Genomic DNA, 21,763 nt, shown 5'->3' on the forward strand with positions numbered 1-21,763 from the left:
AATGGCTGCTAAAATAAAATGATACCCGCTGCCCCTGCTCCGGCAATGATAATAAACGGATGCAGCTTAAAGCGCATCAGTAAGAATAAGCTGCCTGCAACGATGAGCAGCATTCCAGCGAACGACCAGCTCAGAATCGCGCCATCATTCGGATATCCGAAATGAATGGCTGCATAGACCATTAGGCCGGTAATCATCGGCTTCAAGCCGTAAAAGGAGGCTGACAGCCATTTATTATTTTGAAGGCGGAGGATAAACGCTGACAGCACAATCATGAGCACCAGCGACGGCAGCACCATGCCAGCAGTCGATATAATCGCACCCGTGATGCCGGCGGTCTGATAACCGATTAACGTCGCCGAATTTGTTGCAATCGAGCCCGGCGCCATCCCGGCAAGGGAGACGGCCTGCTCAAATTCCCCTTGCGTCATCCAGCCTCGGGATAGAGCCTCATATTGAATAATCGGAATAACCGCGTAGCCCCCTCCAAACGACACACAGCCTATTTTCAAAAAAACAATAAACAGCTCTCCGAGCATGCTCCGTCCCCCCTCTCCATTTCCCGTCTAAATGTAGTATTCAATTTCGCTGCTGCTTCTGCTGACAGAAGCTTTCTCCGTCAATACCTTCATCCCCAGCAGCTGCTTGCCCTTCGTGAATATGATGCCTCCAAGCAGCCCCGCCATGACGACGTAAATCGGATTAATCGCAGTAAACAGCAGCACAGCGAGCGTCACAACCGCTACGAACGTCGTCGCAACATCAAACAATGCCGTCCGCGCCATGCGGTAAGCGGCCATCACCATTAAGGCGATGACCGCCCCATGTATCCCTTTAAGCGCCGCCACCAGCTTCGGATGATCGCCAAAGGCGCGTATAAACAAGCCCAGCAGCAAAACGAGCAGCAGCGTAGGGAGCGTTATGCCAACGATGGCGATAATAGCTCCTGCGGCACCGGCCTGGCGATAGCCAACCATCGCTGCAGCATTGACGCCTACACCGCCTGGCGCTGACCCTGCTAGCGAAATGAGCTGCGTCCATTCTTTTTCATCCAGCCACTGCCGCTTCTGTACGGCCTCCCGCTCGATCATCGGCATCATCGCGTAGCCGCCGCCAAACGTTGTAGGTCCAATTCGAAAAAATATCCAAAACAGCTGCAGCAGCATACCCAGCCGTTTATTTTGTCCATTTGCCATGAGGTTCCCTCCATTGATGGGGTGATGCTTTCTCTCTATTATACCACCTTTATTCCATAATGGATTTAACTTATCAAAAAAAGGCTCATCATTTCGTTTTATCGAAGCTATTCGATTGAATTATGAGTGATTTGGGTTGAGTTTATTTCTTTTCGAATAAATGTTCGAAGCAGACGTGAACATAGCGACTGTCCATGAATTACGATATAATGAGGAGTGGCACTTTCATTTTTTTCATCCTACCTATAGTAAGCAGGGATTAGTTATGTACAAAGCGGAACGGAGCGTTCCCTCTCATAAAGAGCTTATTTATACACAAATCGCCGAGCAAGGCACCGTATCGAAAGCGGAGCTGCTGGACAGGCACAAGCTGACGAGCAGTACGCTAACGCGTGTATTGGAGGAGCTTGTGACGGACGGGCTGATTCAGGAGACGGGTCTTGGTCCCTCCAGCGGCGGCAGACGGCCGATTTTGTATCAGATTCATGCGGAGTACCGGTACATTTTTGGACTGGAAATTTCGCGTTTCTCTTCGACATTAGGCTTATTCGATATGCAGCTGAATCAGAAATCACTCGTTCGCTGGCGGATGGATGAAGCGATGACACCGCAGGCGCTGGTCGACTACGCGTCGCAGCTGATGCGTACCCTTCTTCGGGATCACCGGATTGAGCGGGAGCAGATTCTCGGCATTGGCATCGGGGCAGTTGGTCCGCTTGACCGGAGCAGCGGGATGATTTTGGACCCGCTGTATTTTGCCGCCAGAGGCTGGACACAGGTGCCGATTTGTCAGATGTTTGAGGAAGCAACCGGATTCACAGCGTTTCTTGAAAATGGTGCCAACACCGCGCTGCTCGGCGAGCGCTGGGCGCTGCGCCATGAAGACATCGAGCATGCGCTGTATGTGCATGCCGGCGTCAGCCTGCGCTCCGCGATCATGTCGTATGGCCGTATCGTCCATGGCACGATGGATATGGAAGGCTCGATTGGACAGATGATTATTCACACTGATGGGCCTCGGTTGTCTTCGGCGGGCAATTACGGTGCGCTGGAGGCGTACGCTTCGATTCAGGCGCTGGAGCATCAGGCACGCTCCCATGCGAAGATGGGGCAGGATTCGCTGCTCAAAGCGTATTCCGTCACGCCCGAGCAGCTGAATTATGAAGTGCTGCTGCAAGCTCTGTCGGCGGATGATCCGTATGTGCAGGAGCTGTTCCAGCAGTCAGCCGTCTATTTCGGCGTCGGCCTGGCGAATTTGATTAATATTTTTCATCCGGAGCTTGTTATTCTGGGCGGCGCTTTAATCAATTCTAAGCCGATGTATTTTCAGACGGCTACAGATACTGCAAAGAAAAACACTTACTACTCCCCCGCCTATGAGCCTAGGTTTTCCAAAGGCCAGCTCAAAGAGGATGCCGTCGTGACCGGCGCGGCGCTGACTGTGCGCAATAAGATGCGGATTTAATAAGCGTGATGAAAATAGTGCAGCAGGGCAGCAAAATGGTTGAGCGGACTGATGAAGTCTCAGTTTAATAGGCTGACCAAACGGTTAGGCAGGCAAGCCTTGTTGCTTGATCCCGCCTTCCATGGTAAAATAATCAATGCTGCGCGCCCGTAGCTCAGCAGGATAGAGCGACAGTTTCCTAAACTGCAGGTCGTACGTTCGAATCGTATCGGGCGCGCCATAACAAAGTCTTCAAAACCTTTATTCTATAAGGGTTTTTCTTTTTTTTACACCAGAATCAAAATGGGCTTTATTCTGTTTGGTGCCCAGTTGGGAACAAATTAGTGCCGTTTTTCTCAACTGTATTGCACGCATTTCAATAGCAAAGAAGCCCCATTAATCTAATGATTTCTGGGGCTTCTGCAATTCCAAGCCTATTCAATCAATACCCGGACTGGCTCCGCATTTCAACTTACTACCTATCTAACAGTTCATTTAAGCATACAGCCCCATGCTCACGCACATTCACGACCAGCACAGGCGTGTCCAGCATTCCGCCAATCCATGACATATACGCTTCCGCATGCTCGTTAGGAATAATGGTCAAAATCACTCCAGCGAATCCTCCGCCATGAACTCGGCATGCGCCATCGCCGATTTTTTTCAAATAGTTTTCAGTAAGGGACAGGGCGATAGCGATCTCCTGATTTTGAATAGCCCCGCTTTGATATACATTTTGAAGCCATTTCCAAGATGAATTCCCCGAAGCCGTAATGAGCGTCAAGAAATCATTGAACCTGCCATCCTCAAGTGCCAGCACCTGCTCATCGACGCGCTGATTTTCCGCAAAGAAATGCAAGGCGCGCAGTACAGCCCGGTCTCCAGCCGCTTCTCTAACCGCCTTCAAATTAGCGTAAATATCCTCTGGCGCTAAATCACGGCAGACCGAAGCTCCTAGCGCTTTGGCCACCGCATACATCTCATTAGGTACCGCCGCATAATCTTCCGTTAAATCAGCATGATTTCCGCCTGTATTTACAATGACCAAGGAGTAGCCATTTTTCTGAAAATCCCAACGCACGGGCTTAATAACAGGCTCCTTAGGCGTCTCAAAATCAATCGCGATTAAACCGCCATAGGCGCAGGCCATTTGGTCCAGCAGGCCGGACGGCTTATTCCAATAGCGATTTTCAGCAAATTGGCCGACTTTAGAGAGCGACACAGCATCAAGCTTTCCATCATTATAATAATGATTTAGAATCGTGCCGATTAGCATTTCGAAAGACGCAGAAGAGCTTAATCCCGATGCAGCAAATACGTTGCTCGATATATAAGCATGGAAGCCGCCTACTTGAAAGCCCGCATTAATGAATCCGGCTGCAATGCCGCGAACCAACGAGGTCGTGCCATCGTCTCCAGACCGAGGCTGTATATCCTGAAGATCAATCACATATTTCGTTGCATAGCCTTCCGAGAAAAAGGTAATAACAGGCTCGTCCACCTTCACCGCCGCCCCAATCGTATCCAGCGTAATGCTTCCCGCTAGAACCTTGCCGTGATTGTGATCCGTATGGTTGCCGCCAATCTCACATCTTCCAGGGGAGCTAAACAGTCCAATCTCCTGCTCTCCGAAATACGTCTGAAATTGCTCAACAAGCGATTGATACCGGTTAGTTTGCTCTACAAGCTGCTGCTTGCCATACATTTGGACAAGCAGCTCCTGTCCCTCGGCCGTTTGCAGCCTTTTTAGCATTTGATTACTCATCTTAATTCCTCCTATATGTCACCTTTAATTGACTTAATAGACTTGATTAACTCGATAAACTTGAACCATACTCTTATCTACAGCCGCTTCATCACAATTATCTCAAATTATGTCCCTATATAGTAGGGCACGAATGCAAGATATACGCTCTTCTTAAACGCCTAGTCCATCCTCCCCAATTCACGCCTCACATAGGAATATTTAACTATTTTTTACAAATTCATATCACTATAGCAGATGTTCACATGCTAGAATATGGACGAACGCTAAGATTAATGATTCATGGGAGGAATGGAATTGATGAAGCTTATACAACGGAAGTCATCCTTGTCACACAAATGGATCAAGTCGCTTATCGCTCTATCTGTCGCTATTCCGCTGCAAGCTGGTTTATGGGGCGGTACGACTGCGGTTCACGCCGAAGGCCCTGCAGATCCGGCCCCTTTTATCCACCCTAAAGTCGTGAACGAAAACGCTGGAAAAAAGATTTTGTTCGACAATACCCACGCCCAGACTGCTGGAGCAGCAGATTGGGTCATTGACGGCGGCTTCTCTGATTTCGGCGACGCACTCGCTAATGATGGCTATTATGTTCAAGAGCTTCGCAAAACAACCCCATTTACCTACAATGATTTGAAAGATTACAGCGTATTCGTCATCGCAGAACCCAACATCCCTTTCAAAGCAACAGAACAAGCTGCTATGACGCAGTATGTAGAAGGCGGCGGCAGCATTTTCTTCGTTGGCGACCACTACAACGCCGATCGCAACAAAAACCGCTGGGACGGCTCCGAAGCGATCAACGGCTACCGCCGTGGTGCATGGACAGATCCGGCAAAAGGCATGAGCGCTGAAGAGCGCAGCTCAGAGGCCATGCAAGGCGTAACCAGCTCAGACTGGCTGTCCGACCATTTTGGCGTTCGCTTTCGCTACAACGCGCTTGGCGACATAAGCGCTAATCAAATTGTACCGCAAGAGCAGGCCTTTGGCATCACCGCTGGCGTATCCGCAGTTGCGATGCATGCGGGCTCCACGCTTGCGATTACCGACCCAACCAAAGCCAAAGGCATTGTATATTTGCCACAAACGAATCAAGCTTGGGGCAGCGCCGTAGACCAGGGCGTATACAACGGCGGCGGTGTCGCTGAAGGGCCTTATGTCGCTGTCTCCAAGCTGGGAGCAGGCAAGGCCGCTTTTATCGGGGACTCCTCTCCGGTTGAAGATGCTTCTCCAAAATATTTGCGCGAGGAAACCGGAGCGCGCAAAACGACCTACGACGGCTTTAAAGAGGAAGATGACGGCGTATTGCTTGTGAATTTGGTCAATTGGCTCGCTGAGCAGGAAAGCTACACGAGTCTAACTGAGGTTGACGGGCTGCAATTGGACAGCGCTACGGCACTGCTGCCTTTTGAGGACCCTACCGCTTCGACGGAGCCGCAGCCGGAACCATGGTCCGCGCCAAGCGCAGGCTACAAATGGTACGACCGTTCTACGTTTAAGCCTGGCTCGTACGGCGGCCCAACAGCGAGCGCCAATGCCGCTTACAGCTTCGTCAAGCAGGCGACGCTTCCGAACGCGCAGGATTTTCAAATTCGTGTTGTCGCCGACAATTTGCCTGCCAATACGACCATATCCGGCTTTAGCGCCGGCATTTATTTGACCGGAGGCACGCAGGTCGCCATGGTTCAAAATGAAAATGGCACCTGGCCGACTGCCTACGGCTACAGCTCAGCTTTTAGTGTCACATCGGACAGCAAAGGACATGCCTTTAAAGATTTGACCGTCCGCATTAAATCTGGAACGTCCGGTGCAGCCAGCTTGCGCCTGCGCTTGAACGGAAGCAATCTGATTACGAACGCAGTAACCGTAGGCAATGTACCGGCAGAGCCGCTTCCTGAAGAGGAAGGTCCGATCCCTGCTCTGGTTCCCATTACGGAAGCTCGTAATAAGCCAGTCGGCTCGACCGTAACGGTTGAAGGAATCGTGACGACGGAGCCGGGCGCATTTGGCGGACAAGCTTTTTATTTGCAGGATGACTCAGGCGGCCTTTATGTGTTCCAAAGCGCAAGCGGCTTCCATCAAGGCGACCGCATTAAAGTGACAGCCGCTACAGCTCTATACAATTCGGAGCTTGAGTTGACCGATGTTATCGCTATCGAAAAAACCGGCACAGCGCCGCTGCCAGCCCCCCTTGCAGCAGACCGCGTCTCGGCAAATAACCAGGGTCAGCTTGTTCAGCTTTCAGAAGTAACGATTCAAAATTTGACGAGTGCAACGCCAGTCGGTTCTTTCGAGTTTGACGCCGTCGATGCTGCCGGAATCAGCAACCATATCCGCGTAGACACACGCACTGGCTTATCGCTAGCTTCCTTCCCTTATGTCGAAGGCCAGCAGGTTAGCATTACAGGCGTTGCCGCTATTTTCAGAGATGTCTTTCAATTGAAGCCACGCGGGCTTAGCGATTTCACCCTGCAAGGCGATACAGCCACTCCGGAGACAACGGCTTCCCTTTCCGCTTCGCCTAATGAGGCGGGATGGCTGAACCAAGACGTTTCCGTAACCTTGACAGCAACCGATGACGCAAGCAGCACCTCCCCTCTTCGCACAGAATACGCCGTGAACGGGAGTGTCTACCAAGCCTATGAAGCACCATTTCTTATTAATGAGGAAGGAAGCTCTGTTATTTCTTTCTTCTCTACAGATGCGGCTGGCAATAAAGAAGCGGTGAAATCTGTAACGGTCAAGCTGGATAAATCAGCACCCGACGTGATTTTAACGCAGTCCGGAGGCGCGATAGCTGATGCTTCCGAGACGGATACGCTTATTTTTGCGCTGAGCAGCTCGGATGCCTTGTCTGGTATTGCTAGCGAGCAGCTGCTGCTGGACGGCCAGCCTGTTAACAGCCCTTATTCCATTACAGGCTCTGAGCTTGGCATTGGCACTCATAACGTTGCTTACTCGGTAACGGATTTTGCCGGCAATCAAGCTTCCCTGCAAGCTTCTTTCCGCATTACCGGGCAGCCGCTTGCGGTAGGTGCTCCTGGAATGCCTGTGCTTTCGAGCAACAACGGCTATGATACAGGCTTGCAAGACGGTGACTATACGATTTCCTTGAATATGTGGTGGGGCAACAATGGGACGAGCTACAAGCTTTATGAAAATGGCGAGCTTATAGACAGCCAGACGCTGCCTGATGTCTCCCCCTCTGCCCAATTTGCCCAAACCCATGTAAGCGGCAAGGCCAATGGAACTTACACGTATACCGCTGAGCTTACGAATGCCAAGGGGACAACCCGCAGCGAGGTCTTAACGGTACGGGTGACCGATGCGTCTCCGGGCAAGCCTGTGCTGTCGCAAGACAACTGGGACGGTGACGGCCAATACAGCATTACCATGAATATGTGGTGGGGAACGAACGCGACGGAATACCGTTTGTACGAAAATAACGAGCTCATCGATACCCAGTCGCTGAAAGCAGCTGCTCCTGCCGCTCAACATGCCGTAACAGCACTGTCTGGCCGCCAGCTTGGGTCTTACGAATATCGGGCCGAGCTTGTGAATGCAGCAGGAGTGACAACGAGCGAAACGATAACCGTTCAAGCAAGCGTAAACGGCTGAAGCCGTCCTTTGGCGGCAAAGCTATCGTTTCGCGGAGAAATATAGAGAAAGAGGATAAAATAATCATATAATTTCCTATATTTCAAGGTGAAACGGCTGTCGTCGTCCTTGGCGACGCGGCGCGTTTCATTCCGGGAAAAATAGAGATAGGATAACGAAAGAATATCCTTTCCTATATTTTTAAAAAATAGTTCTGCCTATTCTGGCGACAAGCTCCCAGTACCGGACAGCAGCGCTTGCTCATCCATTCTTGCTCACAAATTCAGCTCTCGCGATTCCTTTATGGAAACACGAGAGCTTTTTTATTTAGCAACGGTATTTGACGCACACAAACCTTTACCCTGCTGTAACCTTCCAATTCCCCGCGCGAGGGGCATCCAGCGGCTGATGCTTGCGGATGTAATTTTCGGCGAGCATCGCCATATCCGTATCACCGGCAAAAAGAACAGGCTTTCCTGCATACATCGCGTAATTGCCGCCGCCAGCCGCACGATAGCTGTTCATTACAACCGAATACTGAGCATCCATCTGCAAGGGCTCTCCATCGCGATCAAGCTTGACCACCCGGCTTCCCTCCGGCCGCGTAATATCCAGCTCATAGTTGATGCCTGCCCACATGTCGTAGTTATAATGCTGCGCCTTCGGCTCCATGTACAATGGATTTACAATAATCTCCCCCTGATCGTCCAGTGAAAAATAACACGCAGCCTGCTCCAACGCAGCCCGAATGTCCTGCCCGCTTAGCTCCAGCACCGTCAGCGTGTTGGGATAAATAAAATTCGAGAGCACATCCCGCATCGTTACCTTGTTCCCAAAACCGCGCGCCTCCTCGCTTAGCAAAGCAGCGTTAGAAAGCTGTGCTCCCGTAGCCTCCATCTGGACCTGATGGACAAAAGCAAGGAACGGATGGGCAGCCAGCCTCAGCTCAGCTGCATTCTGGATCGACAGATCGCCAATGATTTCGCCAATCGGCTGATCCAGCCAAGCTTGTGCACGTCGCTCCAGCTCATCGGTAAGCGTAAGAACGGCGGCGTCAGGCAAGGCAGACTCCTCTGGATAAAGCAGCTCGGCTCGCTTGCTCTTAATTTCCCAGCGGCCTTCTGGCTGCCGCTCCAGCTGCACCGCAACATGAGCAGCAGATGATCCGTTATAACCCGTCTGCACAATCGTGACGCCATGCAGCTCCTCCGCAAACGACCGATGCTGATGCCCGGTCAGCAATACATCTATGCCTTCCACCTCGCGGCAAATGGCATAGGCTTGATTTTCACCCGTCAGCGGTTCGGCTGGTTGACCTGTTTCTAGATCATTTTCGAAGCCTCCGTGATAGCTGACTATAACGAGATCCGGCTGCTCCTTGTCGCGTATGTGCTGAACCCATGTCCGAATCGTCTCTAATGCATCAAGAAAACGCAGCCCTTTCATATTCTGAGGCTGCTCCCAGTTGGGGATGTAGTGGGTTGTAGCCCCAAGCAGAGCGACTTTTACGCCAGAAGCCATATGCTTCATGATGTACGGAGGCCCAAAAGCGGGCTCGCCACTTTGTTCATCGACGATATTAGCCGACAGCCATGGAAATTTTGAAGCCTGAACAGCACGGTTCAGCATATCCAGGCCGTAATTAAATTCATGATTGCCCATAACAGCAGCATCATAGCCAAGCTCATTCAACACCTCTATAAAAGGATGCGTGTCATAGCTGTCTTGAAAGGTAGCAGCGTAGGAAGCCAGCGGCGAGCCCTGCAGCAAATCCCCATTGTCCACCAGCAGCAGCTCAGGCGCCCGTTCGCGTTCCTGCTTAATTCGCGCTGCCAATAAAGCCAGTCCGTTATGGCTGTAGGCATTGGTCGGGTAATGGATCGGACGGATCGCGCCGTGCAGATCACTCGTCAGTATAATTTCGCAGGTGTACTTGTTCGTTTGCGTCAACATAAACCTCTCCCTCGTTGCAGCATCATTTTTTTCCAATGTAACTATTCTAGCAAAATCATTTTCAACTTAGCAGTGCATAAGCTTGTTTTACAATTAATTCATTTATCGTTGATACTCCGCAAATATAAATTGAATATAGTAAGCAAGTGTCAAAAAATACAATCTCTTGGAGGGTTTTTGATTGAAAAAGATGTATGCCTTTATGTTGCCTCTGTTACTGACTACGCTCTTGCTTGGAGCTTGCGGAACGAACAATACGACTGGTTCGGCTGGTACCGAATCCGCTAGTCCTAGTTCAAGCCCATCTACAGCTGCCTCAACTGAGCCAGCACCAACAGCTAGTGCAGACACAGGCTATGTGCCAACAACACTGACTGTCCAATTCGTCCCTTCACAAAATGCAGATACGCTGGAAGCGAAAGCAAAGCCGCTTGAGAAGCTTCTGGGAGACAAGCTTGGCATTCCGGTAAAGGTCAGCGTGTCGACTGACTACAACACAATCATTGAAGCAATGGCATCTAAAAAGGTAGACGTTGGCTTCCTGCCTCCAACTGCTTATGTACTGGCTAAAGAAAAAGGCGCAGCTGAAGTTATTTTGCAGGCGCAGCGCTTTGGCGTAAACGATGAGACTGGCGCTCCTACGGACCAGCTTGTTGATTTCTACAAGTCCTTGATTATTGTGAAAAAAGATTCGCCGATTCAATCGGTTGAAGAGCTTAAAGGCAAAAAAATCGCCTATCAGAACGTGACGTCATCCGCTGGTTTTGTATGGCCGGCCGCCCTGCTGATGGACAAGGGTCTGAACCCGCTTAGCGATGTGCAGCCTGTAACGGTTAAAGGCCATGACCAAGGTGTTATTGCGGTAATCAATGGCGATGTGGATGCGGCGGCGATTTTCCAAGATGCGCGCAATACCGTCATGAAGGATTTCCCTACCGTGTTTGAAGACACGCGTGTGCTTTCGTTTACAGAAGCGATTCCTAACGATACGATTTCCGTTCGTTCCGACATGAGCGCGGAATGGTCTGCTAAAATTACGCAAGCTTTCATTGATATCGGCAAAGATACAGAAGGACATGCCATTATTAAAGAAATTTATTCCCATGAAGGTTATGTGCAATCCGATGACAGCAAGTTCGATATCGTTCGTCAATATAATGAAAAAGTAAAAACAGAGTAGTACGATTTTTCGTCCTGCACCGTGCGGCACAAGGCGAGCCAGTTCAGCGCAAGCGTGCGCTGTGCTGGCTTGTTGCATTGATTGCATTGTTGCCCGCCGCTATTCTCGCACCGAACTTGAACCGAAAGGATTGACGTCATGATTGAGCTTCGTCAAGTATCTAAAGTGTATCCCAATCAGACCAAGGGCCTGAATAATATTAATCTCACCTTCGAACAAGGCGAGTTTGTCGCTGTTGTCGGATTATCGGGTGCAGGCAAGTCTACGCTGCTGCGCTCGATTAATCGGCTGCACGACATTAGCGAGGGCGATATCCTCATTAACGGCAACTCGATTACGAGTGCTCAGGGCCAGAATCTGCGAATGATCCGCCGCGACATTGGCATGATTTTTCAAAGCTTCAATCTCGTCAAACGTTCTACCGTGCTGCGCAATGTGCTGGCAGGGCGCGTCGGCTACCACTCCACTCTTCGTACGATATTGGGCCGTTTTCCCAAAGAGGATGTGGATTTGGCGTTTGAAGCGCTGGAGCGGGTCAACATTTTGGAAAAAGCTTATTCCCGCGCCGACCAGCTTTCCGGCGGACAGCAGCAGCGTGTCGCGATAGCACGCGTGCTGGCGCAAGAGGCCAAAATCATTTTGGCGGACGAGCCTGTCGCTTCGCTAGATCCGCTTACTACAAAGCAAGTCATGGATGATTTGAAGCGAATTAATCAGGAGCTGGGCATTACGACGATCGTTAATCTTCATTTTGTCGATTTAGCTAGGCAATATGCGAAGCGAATTGTCGGGCTGCGGGCAGGCGAGGTCGTATTTGATGGCCCTGTAGCTGAAGCTACAGACGAGCGGTTTGCTGAAATTTATGGCAGGCCTCTTCTTGAAGGCGAGCTGCTGGGAGAGGTATCGGCATGAAAAGCCCGCTTGAGACTGGAACAAGCCAGGCGCCCCGTCCCCTGCCGCCTACGCGCACGAAGCATGTGCTGACTACGCTGCTTATTTTGCTGCTGCTCTGGGGCAGTGCCGTGCAGACGGAAGTGAGCTTTAAGGAGCTGATTGAGGGCTTTCCGAACATGTTAGATCTGCTGCGCGAAATGTTTCCTCCCCGCTGGACCTACTTTGATAATATCGTGGACGGCATGCTGGAGACGATTCGCATGGCACTAGTAGGAACAACGATTGGGGCGATTATAGCCATTCCGGTGGCATTGCTGTGCGCGGGCAATTTGATGCCGCATCGCTGGGTGTATTATCCGGCACGATTTTTGCTCAATTTGGTAAGAACGCTGCCTGACCTGCTGCTCGCCGCCCTGTTCGTCGCGGTCTTCGGGCTTGGGCCTGTGCCGGGCATTCTCGCGCTTGCTGTTTTTTCGGTCGGTTTAATCGCCAAGCTGACTTATGAGACATTGGAAACGATAGACCAGGGACCGCTTGAAGCGATGACGGCGGTTGGGGCCAACGCTATTCAGCGCATCGTATTTGGAGTGGTGCCGCAAATTTCGGCTGCCTTTATGTCGTACGTGCTGTATACCTTCGAAATTAATGTGCGGGCAGCCGCCATTCTCGGCCTTGTCGGGGCTGGCGGCATCGGCTTGTTTTATGAAGCGACGCTTGGCTTTCTCGAATATGACAAAACCGCTGTTATTATATTATTTACACTGGTCATTGTTCTGTTTATTGATTTTGCAAGCACGAAGCTGCGGGAGAAACTACTATGACGACGAAAAATGGGGATTACCTCATCCAAAAACCGCGGAAAAACCCGCTTCGGTGGCCGATTATTATTGTGCTTGCGCTCGTTTACATTTGGGCGTTCTCTGGCGTTCCGTTTACTGGCTTTAAAGAGACCGCGGGTCAGATCATGAAGTCGATTATGGCGGGCATTTTTTCTCCCGATTGGGGTTATGTATACTTGCCTGAAGGCGAGGATTTGCTGCGGGGGCTGCTGGATACGCTGGCTATTTCGATACTCGGTACGGTGATTTCGGCTGTGCTTTGCATTCCGTTCGCCTTCTGGTCCGCTCGCAATATGAGCAAATATCGGCCGATTTCCGGCTCGGGCAAAATCATGCTCAGCTTCATCCGGACGTTTCCGGAAATTATTATGGCCATTCTGTTTATTAAAGCGGTCGGCCCCGGCTCATTTGCCGGCGTTCTTGCCCTCGGACTGCATTCGATTGGCATGCTCGGCAAGCTGTTTGCGGACGATATTGAAAATATTGATTTCGGTCCTTCCGAAGCGCTGCTCGCTTCCGGAGCGACGCGTTTGCAGCAGCTTTGGTTCGCTGTGCTGCCTCAAGTGCTGCCAGGCTTTCTGAACTACACGCTGTACCGCTTTGAAATTAACGTCCGCTCGGCCACGATATTGGGTGTCATTGGCGCTGGCGGAATCGGCACGCCGCTGATCTTCGCGCTGAGTACCCGAAGCTGGCCTAGGGTCGGCATTATTTTGCTCGGCATCGTTATGATGATTACCGTTATTGACCTCATCTCCGGCTATGTTCGCAAGAAGTTGGTGTGAGGCAGCATAGGCGGTAGCAGGGGCCAGCGAAAGCAGCCAGTTGCCTGAGTGAAGTGCAACCCTTAGAGTAGACATTGGAAAACCCATATGGGAACCAATGATGCTTTAAGGGGTACTTGTATAAGGAATGGCTCCAAATTAAATAACAACCGACAGAACACATACTAAATTTCATGAAAAACTTACCACACATTCATAGCGACTAGCAGTATGAAGAGCCAGTCTCCAATGGACTGACTCTTCACCATGTCAATTTAGCCTTGTTTTTTTAGTGCGATGATTTCAGCTTCAGACAGTCCGGATGCCTTAGCTATAATAGCTGTATCAACTCCAAGCTTGAGAAGTTCCAGAGCCATCTGGGCCGCTTTCCTTTTCTCGCCTTCAGCTAACGCTCCTTCAATCATTGAAGCTTCGTCATGAAGATACTTTTGTCTGTCTTCGTACAATCGGCGGGCCTCGGCATCCTGACTAAGAAATTCTAACGTGTCCATTGCTTTCCTCAAAACAGGCTCGTTCATCGTCAGCACCTCCCAATTGGATTTATCGACACCTTTCAAGAAGAGTAACCAGTTGACCAGTCCACCGCTCTCCACAGGAGCCGCATGATCGCTAAGCTTGGGCAATTCGAGAAAATGCAGTTCCATGTCATCTATAAGCGGTATACCACTTCGATCTTCACGCAAATGAAAAACGTTATGATATTGGTTGTTGGGCAGGAACGAGTAGTTCAGGATGTTGATAGTTACACATTTCTTCAACACTTTATATGATTGGCCCTCTTGAAGCTGTCCGCTGTATAGCTTGCTCCAGTAAAAGAGGGTACGTTTCTCGGTATCGTATTTGTTGAATAATTGCATTTCAACGTTGATAAGTTCCCCGTCCGTTGTTTTGCCGCGAATGTCCAATATCGACTGTTTGTCGCGGGGGGCATCTTTTTCGGTGTAAGGATTCAGCAGGATGATTTCTGTCAAAGGCGGTCTGTCAGCTTCTAAAAAGGTCTTGTTCAAGAAGGCAAGCAGAACGTCGCGGTTTTCCTCACTGCCGAAAATCCGTTTGAATAAAAAGTCATTACGGGGATCAAGCAGTTCATTCATCTGCATTCAGCTCCAATCAGTAATAGTATATCATGCTCACAGGTTCTTAAACACACCAAGCAAGCAGGCACGCAAAAATGAATTCGCGTACCAGCGTGAACTATTGTATTTTAATGTTGCAGAGTATTCGATTCGTCCGAGTTTACCCTAAAAACTGATACGGGGAACCGTACCATAAGTAAAGACTAAAACTTTTCTTAGGGGAACTGACCCAACAATACAATTAACCAAAATAACAACACTAAGTGATATATATACTCGTGTTGCTATCGTGTTTCAATACCCAAACTTCTATTACATACATGCTTTTGTTAGATGCTAAAACGATTTAAAATATTCGGATATCACGAATCCCCTTGTCCGAACAAGCTCTCGATCAGCTCCCATGTCTTCGAATGTGAAGATACATTAAAATCCTCCGCCGCCAATAACGTCAGTACGAACAAAAATCCAGCGATAACAAGCAGACTTATTTTCTGCCACCGCTTGTACATCGACATAAATCTCGGATAAATCAGCGAAATCGTAAAAATAATCATGACAACGATGGCTAGTATTTGCAGAGCTATGCGCATGGCGGGTTCTCCTGTCCTATCTTATACCTGATCAATTAAGCTTAAAGCTTCATCACCACATTTCAAAGGGAATAGGGACCTAAACCTTCCTATGAAAAATAAAGCACTCCTGCCGTTTTTAAGCCCCACCATACTTGAAAACCAAACCTCTTGTCCTGGTTATCCAATTGTGTGCCTTATTCAATGCCAACAGCCTGCCTTTGCCGGATTGATCCGACCAAAGCAGGCTGCTGCTCTTCCTATTTGGTTACGTTAACCTCCATTTGGCTGCTTTCCGTGATGCCGCTATCGTTGGATAGCTCGACGCGGTAAGTGTAACTGCCTACAGCGCGGTCCGTTATTGTCGTAGATGCGCTTTGAGCGCTCGGCGTATTTGCCGTCAGCGTCTGCGTATCAATCAGCGTACCATTTTCATACAAACGGTATTCGGTGGCGTTCGTTCCCCACCACATGTTCATCGTCACCTTGTAGCTGCCATCCCCGTCCCAGTTGTCATTGGACAGCACAGGCTGGCCGGGAAAAGCGTCCTTAACCGTTACAGTATGAGGGGTACAGCTCGTCGTACCGAAGGAATTAGTCAGCTCGCAAGTATACGTATAGGTACCGTTTGCTTTTCCGGTAATATCTACGGACGCCGACTGCGCAGACGGCGAGTTGTCCGTTAACACCTTGCTAGCAATGAGCTCCCCATTCTCATACAGCTTATATACCGTACCATTTTGCCCATACCACAGGTTCATGGTGATTTTGTAGCTGCCATCCAGCAGCCCATTGTCATGACCGTTATTGTCGGACAGCACCGGCTTGCCCGGAATATCCGTTGCCTTCTCGGCTCCTGTCACTGTAATGACGACGGTTTGCGTCGTTTGCAGCCCTGCCTCATTGAGCGCTGTCGCTGTAAAGGTATGCGTTCCAGCCCGGCCAGCCATGGACAGAACGTCGCCATTTACCACTGGATCGCCGTCAAAAGAAAGCGTCAGGCTCCGAATGCCTGATTCCGGATCTTCCGCCGTTACCGCCACCGTCCAGCTGTCGGCTTCGGTCATCTGCTGCGGCGGCAAGCCTGTAATAACAGGAGGGGTTGTATCCTCTTCCTCCTGCGGCGCACCCACATACTGAATGCGCGGCATTGGCGGCTCCTCCATACCTGCACCTAGATAGAAGCTAGTGTGCGGCGGCTGATTGTAAGCTACATTTTGCCATGCAATGCCAAGGCGATATACAGGATCATGCATCAGTGTTCTAATCCGATGCTCGGTTACATCGGTCGTCGTATAAATACGAAGCTCCGAGCTGTCTGTAGAACGCCACATCACTTCCTCACGCCAGTCGCCGAATAGATCGGCCTGCAAGCTCGGATTGGCCTTCGTCGAGTTGTTCGAGGAAGCGCCAGTCGCTGTGAGCAGATTGACCGTCGTTTCATTGACATAATCCCACTTGTCGATCCGATTGCCATCCTGCAGCTCGCGCAGCAAATCGCCATCCCACCATACGCCAAAGTTAGTCGAGGAAGGGATTTTAGTCGTGATCAGCTCGCCGCGTGCATTGTACAACCCGGTGATGGGAATGTGCTGCTCATTCGTAATCGTTGCAGACCACATTTCTTCACCAATATGGTTGGGATCAATTTCTGCTGACAGTCCGCGTCCGGTATCTATGCCGGTGAAGACGCCCCAAAGAATTTCTCCCGTCGCTGCATCGCGCATCTCCATGCCATATTTGGAATCTGTATGCTCATGCACGCCAAACACTTCCAGTCCCGGACGGGTAGGGTCCAAATCGCCAAAATGCAAAGCATCGCCATGACCAAGCCCTGTGTTGTATAGCGGTTTGCCATCATCGTCAATCGCCATCGCGCCAAACGTAATTTCATCCTTGCCATCGTTGTCTACATCGCCAATCGACAAGTTGTGGTTGCCCTGCCCGGCATAGGAGCCGTAGCCTTCGGTATTTGAATCAAATTTCCACTGCTGCGTCAGTTTTCCGTCACGGAAATTGTAGGCAGCCAACACCGTTCTTGTATAGTAGCCACGGCTGAAAATAACGCTCGGATGCTCACCGTCCAAATAGGCGACGCCCGCAAGAAACCGGTCGACTCGGTTGCCATATGCATCGCCCCATGCGCCGACATCGCCGCGCGGCGGATCATAGGCAACGGTATCCAGTGCACCGCCAGTCAAACCATTGAATACGGTCAAAAATTCCTGCCCCAGCAGCACGTAGCCGCTGCTATTGCGGTGATCGGCACTCGGATCGCCAATGACGCGGCCCAGGCCGTCAATCGTTCCATCGGCTGTTTTCATCGTTACTTCAGCGCGTCCATCTCCATCAAGATCGTAAACCATGAACTGCGTATAATGGGCACCGGAGCGGATATTTGGCCCCATATTAATGCGCCACAGCCGTGTTCCGTCCATTTTGTAGGCATCCAAGTAGACGATGCCTGTATAGCCTGCCTGCGAATTATCCTTGCTGTTGGATGGTGTCCACATGAGTACAATTTCCAGCTCGCCGTCCCCGTCAAGATCGCCAACGCTCGCATCGCCCGCATTGTACGTGTAAGGCTGGCCATCCTTTGTATAATCGTCGGCTGGCTTTTGCAGCGGAATGGACAAATACGATTGTGTCCACACGCCGAAATCGTCAGTCGCCGGCTTCTCCACGCCGTTCAGAACAGCCGTCACCTGATAAATGGAGCTGTCTGTTCCTTCCGTATCGAGCAGGTTCGTGCTGCCTGTTATCGGCTCCGCATTCACTTTGCTGCCATCGCGGTACACATTAAAGGCTATGGATGATGGATCAAGCCCAAGCATTCTCCAGCCAATGTAGTTGCCTTCAGCCTTCTTCACCGCAACCGGAGCACGGTCCAAATACTCCATATTGCGATACAAAGTCGTTACGGCAGACGTCTCCAAGCTTTGGGACAGCTCGGAAATGCCGCCCGCATTCACAGATGCAGCCTTATAATAGTAAGGAATCGTCGTCAGCACCGTTGTGTCCGTATAGGCGGCTTCCGCAGACTTGCCAATTAGCGTGTAATCGCCATCCACCTTGGTTGCCCGGTAAATATAGAACACTTTCGCATTGCTGACCGCATCCCAGCGGAATGTCAGGTCATTTTTATTCGTTTCCACAAGCGTGAGGCCTGTCGGAATGGCTGCCGTTGGCACATTTGGATCAACCATCGACACAGCAAGCGCATTGGAGGCCACCGACTCAAGCCCCGTATGGTCAACGGCTGTCACCGTATACACATAATCCAGACCGACATCAGCTGTCGTATCGGCAAAGCTAAGCGCTGCCGTCTCGGTCAAAAGCTCTGCACTAGCGGCTACAGCAGCCTGACGGTAGACGCGGTAGGCCGATGCGCCTTCCACAGCGTCCCATGCCAGGGCAGCCGTTACAGGCTCGTTCTCAAGCTCCAGTTCCGTCAGCGCTAGACCTGTCGGTGCCAGCAGCAGCGGCGTAATTTCCAGACCATTCAAATGAGCCGTTTGGCCGCTGAATACGAGGTTCATTTGACCATCCTTCACGGCAATCTGATTGAATACCCGCTCGGCAATAGACTCCTTGCCGGACGTAATCGTGCCGTAATCCTTCCCTTCAATATTGACATTGGTACGTGTCGAGCCAATCCAATCGCCCGTATACGTTTTGACCGAATAGGAACCGTTCGGCAAATCGACCTTGAACTCATAGCTGGCATTGAAATAAGCCACAAAATCGCGTCTCAGGTCGTCCGTTCCCGCCCCCCGGTCGCGGTCAATCATGCCTGTGCTGTTCGTCAGCCCATAGCCGAGCTCAGGTGTATACAGCACATTGCGCGTAACTTCGGTGTACCCAGCAGCAACGGGTGCTCCTACCGGACCGAAATCAAAACGGTACTGCGCCGATTTGGTCGTGATCGATACTTCGCTGGATGGCAGCGATTCGCCGCGGCCATTAACAGCCGTTACCCGCACGTTATAAGACTTTCCTTCCAGCATTCCGCCGATGGTCAGGGTTGGCACCGTCGCTGTGCCAATCATTGCGTAAGCCGAATCAGGCTCGGAAGCCAGCTTGCGGTAAATTTTATAAATATCGGTGTTGTCCGAAGCGTTCCACTTCAGCACAGCACCGGCGTTGCTGACACTTCCTGCAACTAGATTAGCTGGCGCGTTAGGCACTGCATCAGGCTGTGCAATTTCGCGGACAAAATCCGCCAGCGGCACCGGAAGCTGTTCAATGCCGCCTGCCAGCAGACGAGCGATTTGAATGGCCCCGTATTCCTGGAAATGCGTATTGTCCGCAGAACCATTCGGGAAGGCCCCATAAATGCCTGGCTCCACATGAAGGAATACAGACAAGGAAGCTTGCGGGCCAATGGAGTTGTAGTAGGCGATACTGAGCGCACTCAGGTCAACCAGCTCCACATTCAGCTCGGCAGCTACCTCTTTCATGGCCTGCACATACTCTGGAAAGCTAATATTAAAAATGCCTGTGTCCGCATTGAAATCACGGCGGCCCATCGGCGTTACGAGAATCGGCGTCGCGCCGCGCTGTCTGGCACCATTAACGTAGGTTTTCAAATAGTTTTTGTAATCGGCTGGCGAAGCATAGCGCTCAGGAACACTAATCGTCGCATCATTGTGGCCGAATTGGACAAGGAAATAGTCCCCCGGACGAATCGTCCGCAGCACTTCATCCAGACGGCCCTCTACAATAAAGGATTTGGAGCTGCGGCCGCCAATGGCATGATTTTTGAAAATAACATCATTGCTGAAGAAGCGCGGCAGCATTTGGCCCCAGCCAGCCTGTGGCTCCCAATAGGGATCATAGGTTTGAACGGTAGAATCGCCCGCGAGATATACGGCCTGCCGCTCTCCAGGCTGACGCTCCTGCTGTTTCTTGATGACAAGCGCGTTCAGTTTGGGCGCGGACCCCGTAAATGCAAGATTGAGCTGCCCATCCACAAGCGCCAGCTGAAAGTCCATCTCCAGATATTGGCCAGCTGCTTTGCTAGTCAGCTGTACCTTCTGAATGGTTTCGGCCTTGATCGCGATTTCGGATGCTTCGGTCGCATCACCCGCAATGAGTGAAATCGTATAGTCGCCATTAGGCAGATCGACGTTAAAAACCCCATTATTCGGTGTAACAAAATCCGAGCGCAGCGGATCAGCTGTGCCACGGTTGCCTGAGCCGATATTCGAAATATCAGTAAAGCCGTATTTGAGCGCAGATGTATAGGCGGTCTCGGCTGTTACACGGACATAGCCGTCAGCAAGCTCGCCCGATCCAAAATCGAAGCGAATGGTATCGCCTTCCGGCAGTGTAGTAGGCGGCACATAGACAGCGCTCTCCACAACCGCGGAAGCTTCCGATTCCCCGTGCACGTTAGTAGCTTTCACAGTGTAAAATTGCGCCACAGACGTGTCGACGCCCGTATCCGTATAGGCAGGAACCGTCGTTTGGCCGATTTCTACAAACGGCCCTGCTGCCGCATCGGCACGCAGCACCTTATAGCCTTCCGCTCCCTCGACAACCGTCCAGCCCAGCACAACCGCCGAAGCTTGCACGGCGCTGATGCTGACTTGGCTCGGCGCGGCTGGAGCCGTAAGCGCCGGTATCGTTATCGCAGCGGTAGGGGCGCTTAAGACCGACTCCAGTCCAGCTGTACTGACGGCAGCGACGAAGTAGCTATAGCTGCTCCCTTCTGCAACGGCCGTATCCACATAGGAGGCAGCTGCCGTTTCACCTGCAAGGACAGGAGCGGCAGCGCCCTCCGAGCGATAGAGCTTGTAACGAGCCGCACCGGTAACCGGATTCCACGCGAGCGTCACATCCTGAGGCGTCACGCGTGTCACGGCAAGCCCGCCCGGCGCCTCAGGAGCAGCAGCTACTACCTGCTCAATGACGATGCCGTTCAAATAAGCGTAGCCCGTAGTCGCCGAAATATCGACCGTCAGCTGCCCGTCATTTACCGTGGTCCGGTACGTGCCATGAACGACCGCCTGACGTGTAGAAAGCGTTCCGGCAGCGACTCCCTCCAAGGCAATATTTGTTTTAGTCGAGCTTGTGCCCGTCAGTAAATCGCCCGAATACACGGTGACATCATATTCGCCATTAGGCAAATCCGCATAAAACGAAAACGAGGTTCCGAGGACAAAATCATTCGTCAGCTCATCTCCGCCGGAGCGGTTCCGGGATGCCAACGCGGCGCTCAGCCCGTAACCAGCCTCAGCCGTATACAGCTGCGATTCGCTTACGCCGATAAAGCCTTCCTTGACAGGACTTGAGGCTGTGCCAAAGTCGAATTTCTTCACAAGCTGTTCTACTGTGCTTGCGTAGGCCGTCTGCGATCCAAGCGGCAGCCCCTGCAAAATAGTGGTCCATAAAACCGCTGCGGCAAGCAGCAGAAACATTAGCCTTTTTTTACTTCTTAACATATAAAAAAATTCCCCC

The 21,763-nt window shown here is 51.1% G+C and carries 13 protein-coding genes and 1 tRNA gene; 7 read left to right on the plus strand and 7 right to left on the minus strand.

The window, feature by feature from the left end; translation table 11 throughout:
* Window positions 1-8 precede the first annotated feature (8 nt).
* Both ASF12_RS13110 and ASF12_RS13115 read right to left on the minus strand, forming a co-directional pair.
* Window positions 9-539: a chromate transporter gene (locus tag ASF12_RS13110; protein WP_056035129.1), complete on the minus strand. Its 531-nt coding sequence runs from the start codon at window positions 537-539 to the stop codon at window positions 9-11.
* A 27-nt stretch (window positions 540-566) separates the two neighbouring features.
* A complete protein-coding gene (locus ASF12_RS13115) occupies window positions 567-1,196 on the minus strand; it encodes a chromate transporter (RefSeq protein ID WP_056035132.1) in 630 nt (209 codons plus the stop codon).
* A gap of 265 nt (window positions 1,197-1,461) precedes the next feature.
* On the opposite strand from ASF12_RS13115, the gene ASF12_RS13120 reads away from it, so the two are divergent.
* Both ASF12_RS13120 and ASF12_RS13125 read left to right on the plus strand, forming a co-directional pair.
* The gene (locus ASF12_RS13120; protein WP_056035135.1) at window positions 1,462-2,661 is read left to right on the plus strand and encodes an ROK family transcriptional regulator; all 1,200 of its coding nucleotides are present in this window, start codon (window positions 1,462-1,464) and stop codon (window positions 2,659-2,661) included.
* A gap of 143 nt (window positions 2,662-2,804) precedes the next feature.
* A tRNA-Arg gene (locus tag ASF12_RS13125) sits at window positions 2,805-2,881 on the plus strand.
* 234 nt (window positions 2,882-3,115) lie between these two features.
* Here ASF12_RS13125 and ASF12_RS13130 read toward each other — a convergent pair.
* Entirely contained in the window at window positions 3,116-4,405 is a 1,290-nt protein-coding gene (locus ASF12_RS13130) for a galactokinase (RefSeq protein ID WP_056035137.1), read from the minus strand.
* Between the two features lie 300 nt (window positions 4,406-4,705).
* On the opposite strand from ASF12_RS13130, the gene ASF12_RS13135 reads away from it, so the two are divergent.
* Complete coding sequence (locus ASF12_RS13135) at window positions 4,706-8,023, plus strand: OmpL47-type beta-barrel domain-containing protein (RefSeq protein ID WP_056035139.1); 3,318 nt, start codon at window positions 4,706-4,708, stop codon at window positions 8,021-8,023.
* Between the two features lie 336 nt (window positions 8,024-8,359).
* Here ASF12_RS13135 and ASF12_RS13140 read toward each other — a convergent pair whose 3' ends face one another.
* Complete coding sequence (locus tag ASF12_RS13140) at window positions 8,360-9,955, minus strand: bifunctional metallophosphatase/5'-nucleotidase (RefSeq protein WP_056035143.1); 1,596 nt, start codon at window positions 9,953-9,955, stop codon at window positions 8,360-8,362.
* A gap of 181 nt (window positions 9,956-10,136) precedes the next feature.
* Here ASF12_RS13140 and ASF12_RS13145 point away from each other — a divergent pair, with 181 nt between their 5' ends.
* The 4 genes from ASF12_RS13145 (at window position 10,137) to phnE (ASF12_RS13160) (ending at window position 13,653) form a co-directional block, all read left to right on the plus strand.
* Window positions 10,137-11,135: a phosphate/phosphite/phosphonate ABC transporter substrate-binding protein gene (locus ASF12_RS13145; RefSeq protein WP_056035145.1), complete on the plus strand. Its 999-nt coding sequence runs from the start codon at window positions 10,137-10,139 to the stop codon at window positions 11,133-11,135.
* Between the two features lie 138 nt (window positions 11,136-11,273).
* Window positions 11,274-12,047 carry a phosphonate ABC transporter ATP-binding protein gene (gene phnC, locus ASF12_RS13150; RefSeq protein ID WP_056035148.1) on the plus strand — a complete coding sequence of 258 codons (774 nt, stop codon included), beginning with the start codon at window positions 11,274-11,276 and terminating at the stop codon, window positions 12,045-12,047.
* Window positions 12,044-12,850 carry a phosphonate ABC transporter, permease protein PhnE gene (gene phnE, locus ASF12_RS13155; RefSeq protein WP_056035152.1) on the plus strand — a complete coding sequence of 269 codons (807 nt, stop codon included), beginning with the start codon at window positions 12,044-12,046 and terminating at the stop codon, window positions 12,848-12,850. Before phnC ends, phnE (ASF12_RS13155) begins: the two co-directional genes overlap by 4 nt.
* The gene (gene phnE / locus ASF12_RS13160; RefSeq protein ID WP_056035155.1) at window positions 12,847-13,653 is read left to right on the plus strand and encodes a phosphonate ABC transporter, permease protein PhnE; all 807 of its coding nucleotides are present in this window, start codon (window positions 12,847-12,849) and stop codon (window positions 13,651-13,653) included. Before phnE (ASF12_RS13155) ends, phnE (ASF12_RS13160) begins: the two co-directional genes overlap by 4 nt.
* 254 nt (window positions 13,654-13,907) lie before the next feature.
* On the opposite strand, the gene ASF12_RS13165 is transcribed toward phnE (ASF12_RS13160), so the two are convergent.
* The 3 genes from ASF12_RS13165 to ASF12_RS36325 form a co-directional block, all read right to left on the minus strand.
* Complete coding sequence (locus ASF12_RS13165) at window positions 13,908-14,747, minus strand: Rpn family recombination-promoting nuclease/putative transposase (RefSeq protein ID WP_056035158.1); 840 nt, start codon at window positions 14,745-14,747, stop codon at window positions 13,908-13,910.
* 344 nt (window positions 14,748-15,091) lie between these two features.
* Window positions 15,092-15,322, minus strand: a complete 231-nt coding sequence (locus tag ASF12_RS13170; protein WP_056035160.1) for a hypothetical protein — start codon at window positions 15,320-15,322, stop codon at window positions 15,092-15,094.
* A gap of 239 nt (window positions 15,323-15,561) precedes the next feature.
* Window positions 15,562-21,747 (minus strand): rhamnogalacturonan lyase family protein, encoded by a 6,186-nt coding sequence (locus tag ASF12_RS36325; RefSeq protein WP_056035162.1) that lies wholly within the window; start codon window positions 21,745-21,747, stop codon window positions 15,562-15,564.
* Window positions 21,748-21,763: the final 16 nt, after the last annotated feature.

This window comes from Paenibacillus sp. Leaf72 (assembly GCF_001422685.1).
Classification (GTDB): domain Bacteria; phylum Bacillota; class Bacilli; order Paenibacillales; family Paenibacillaceae; genus Pristimantibacillus.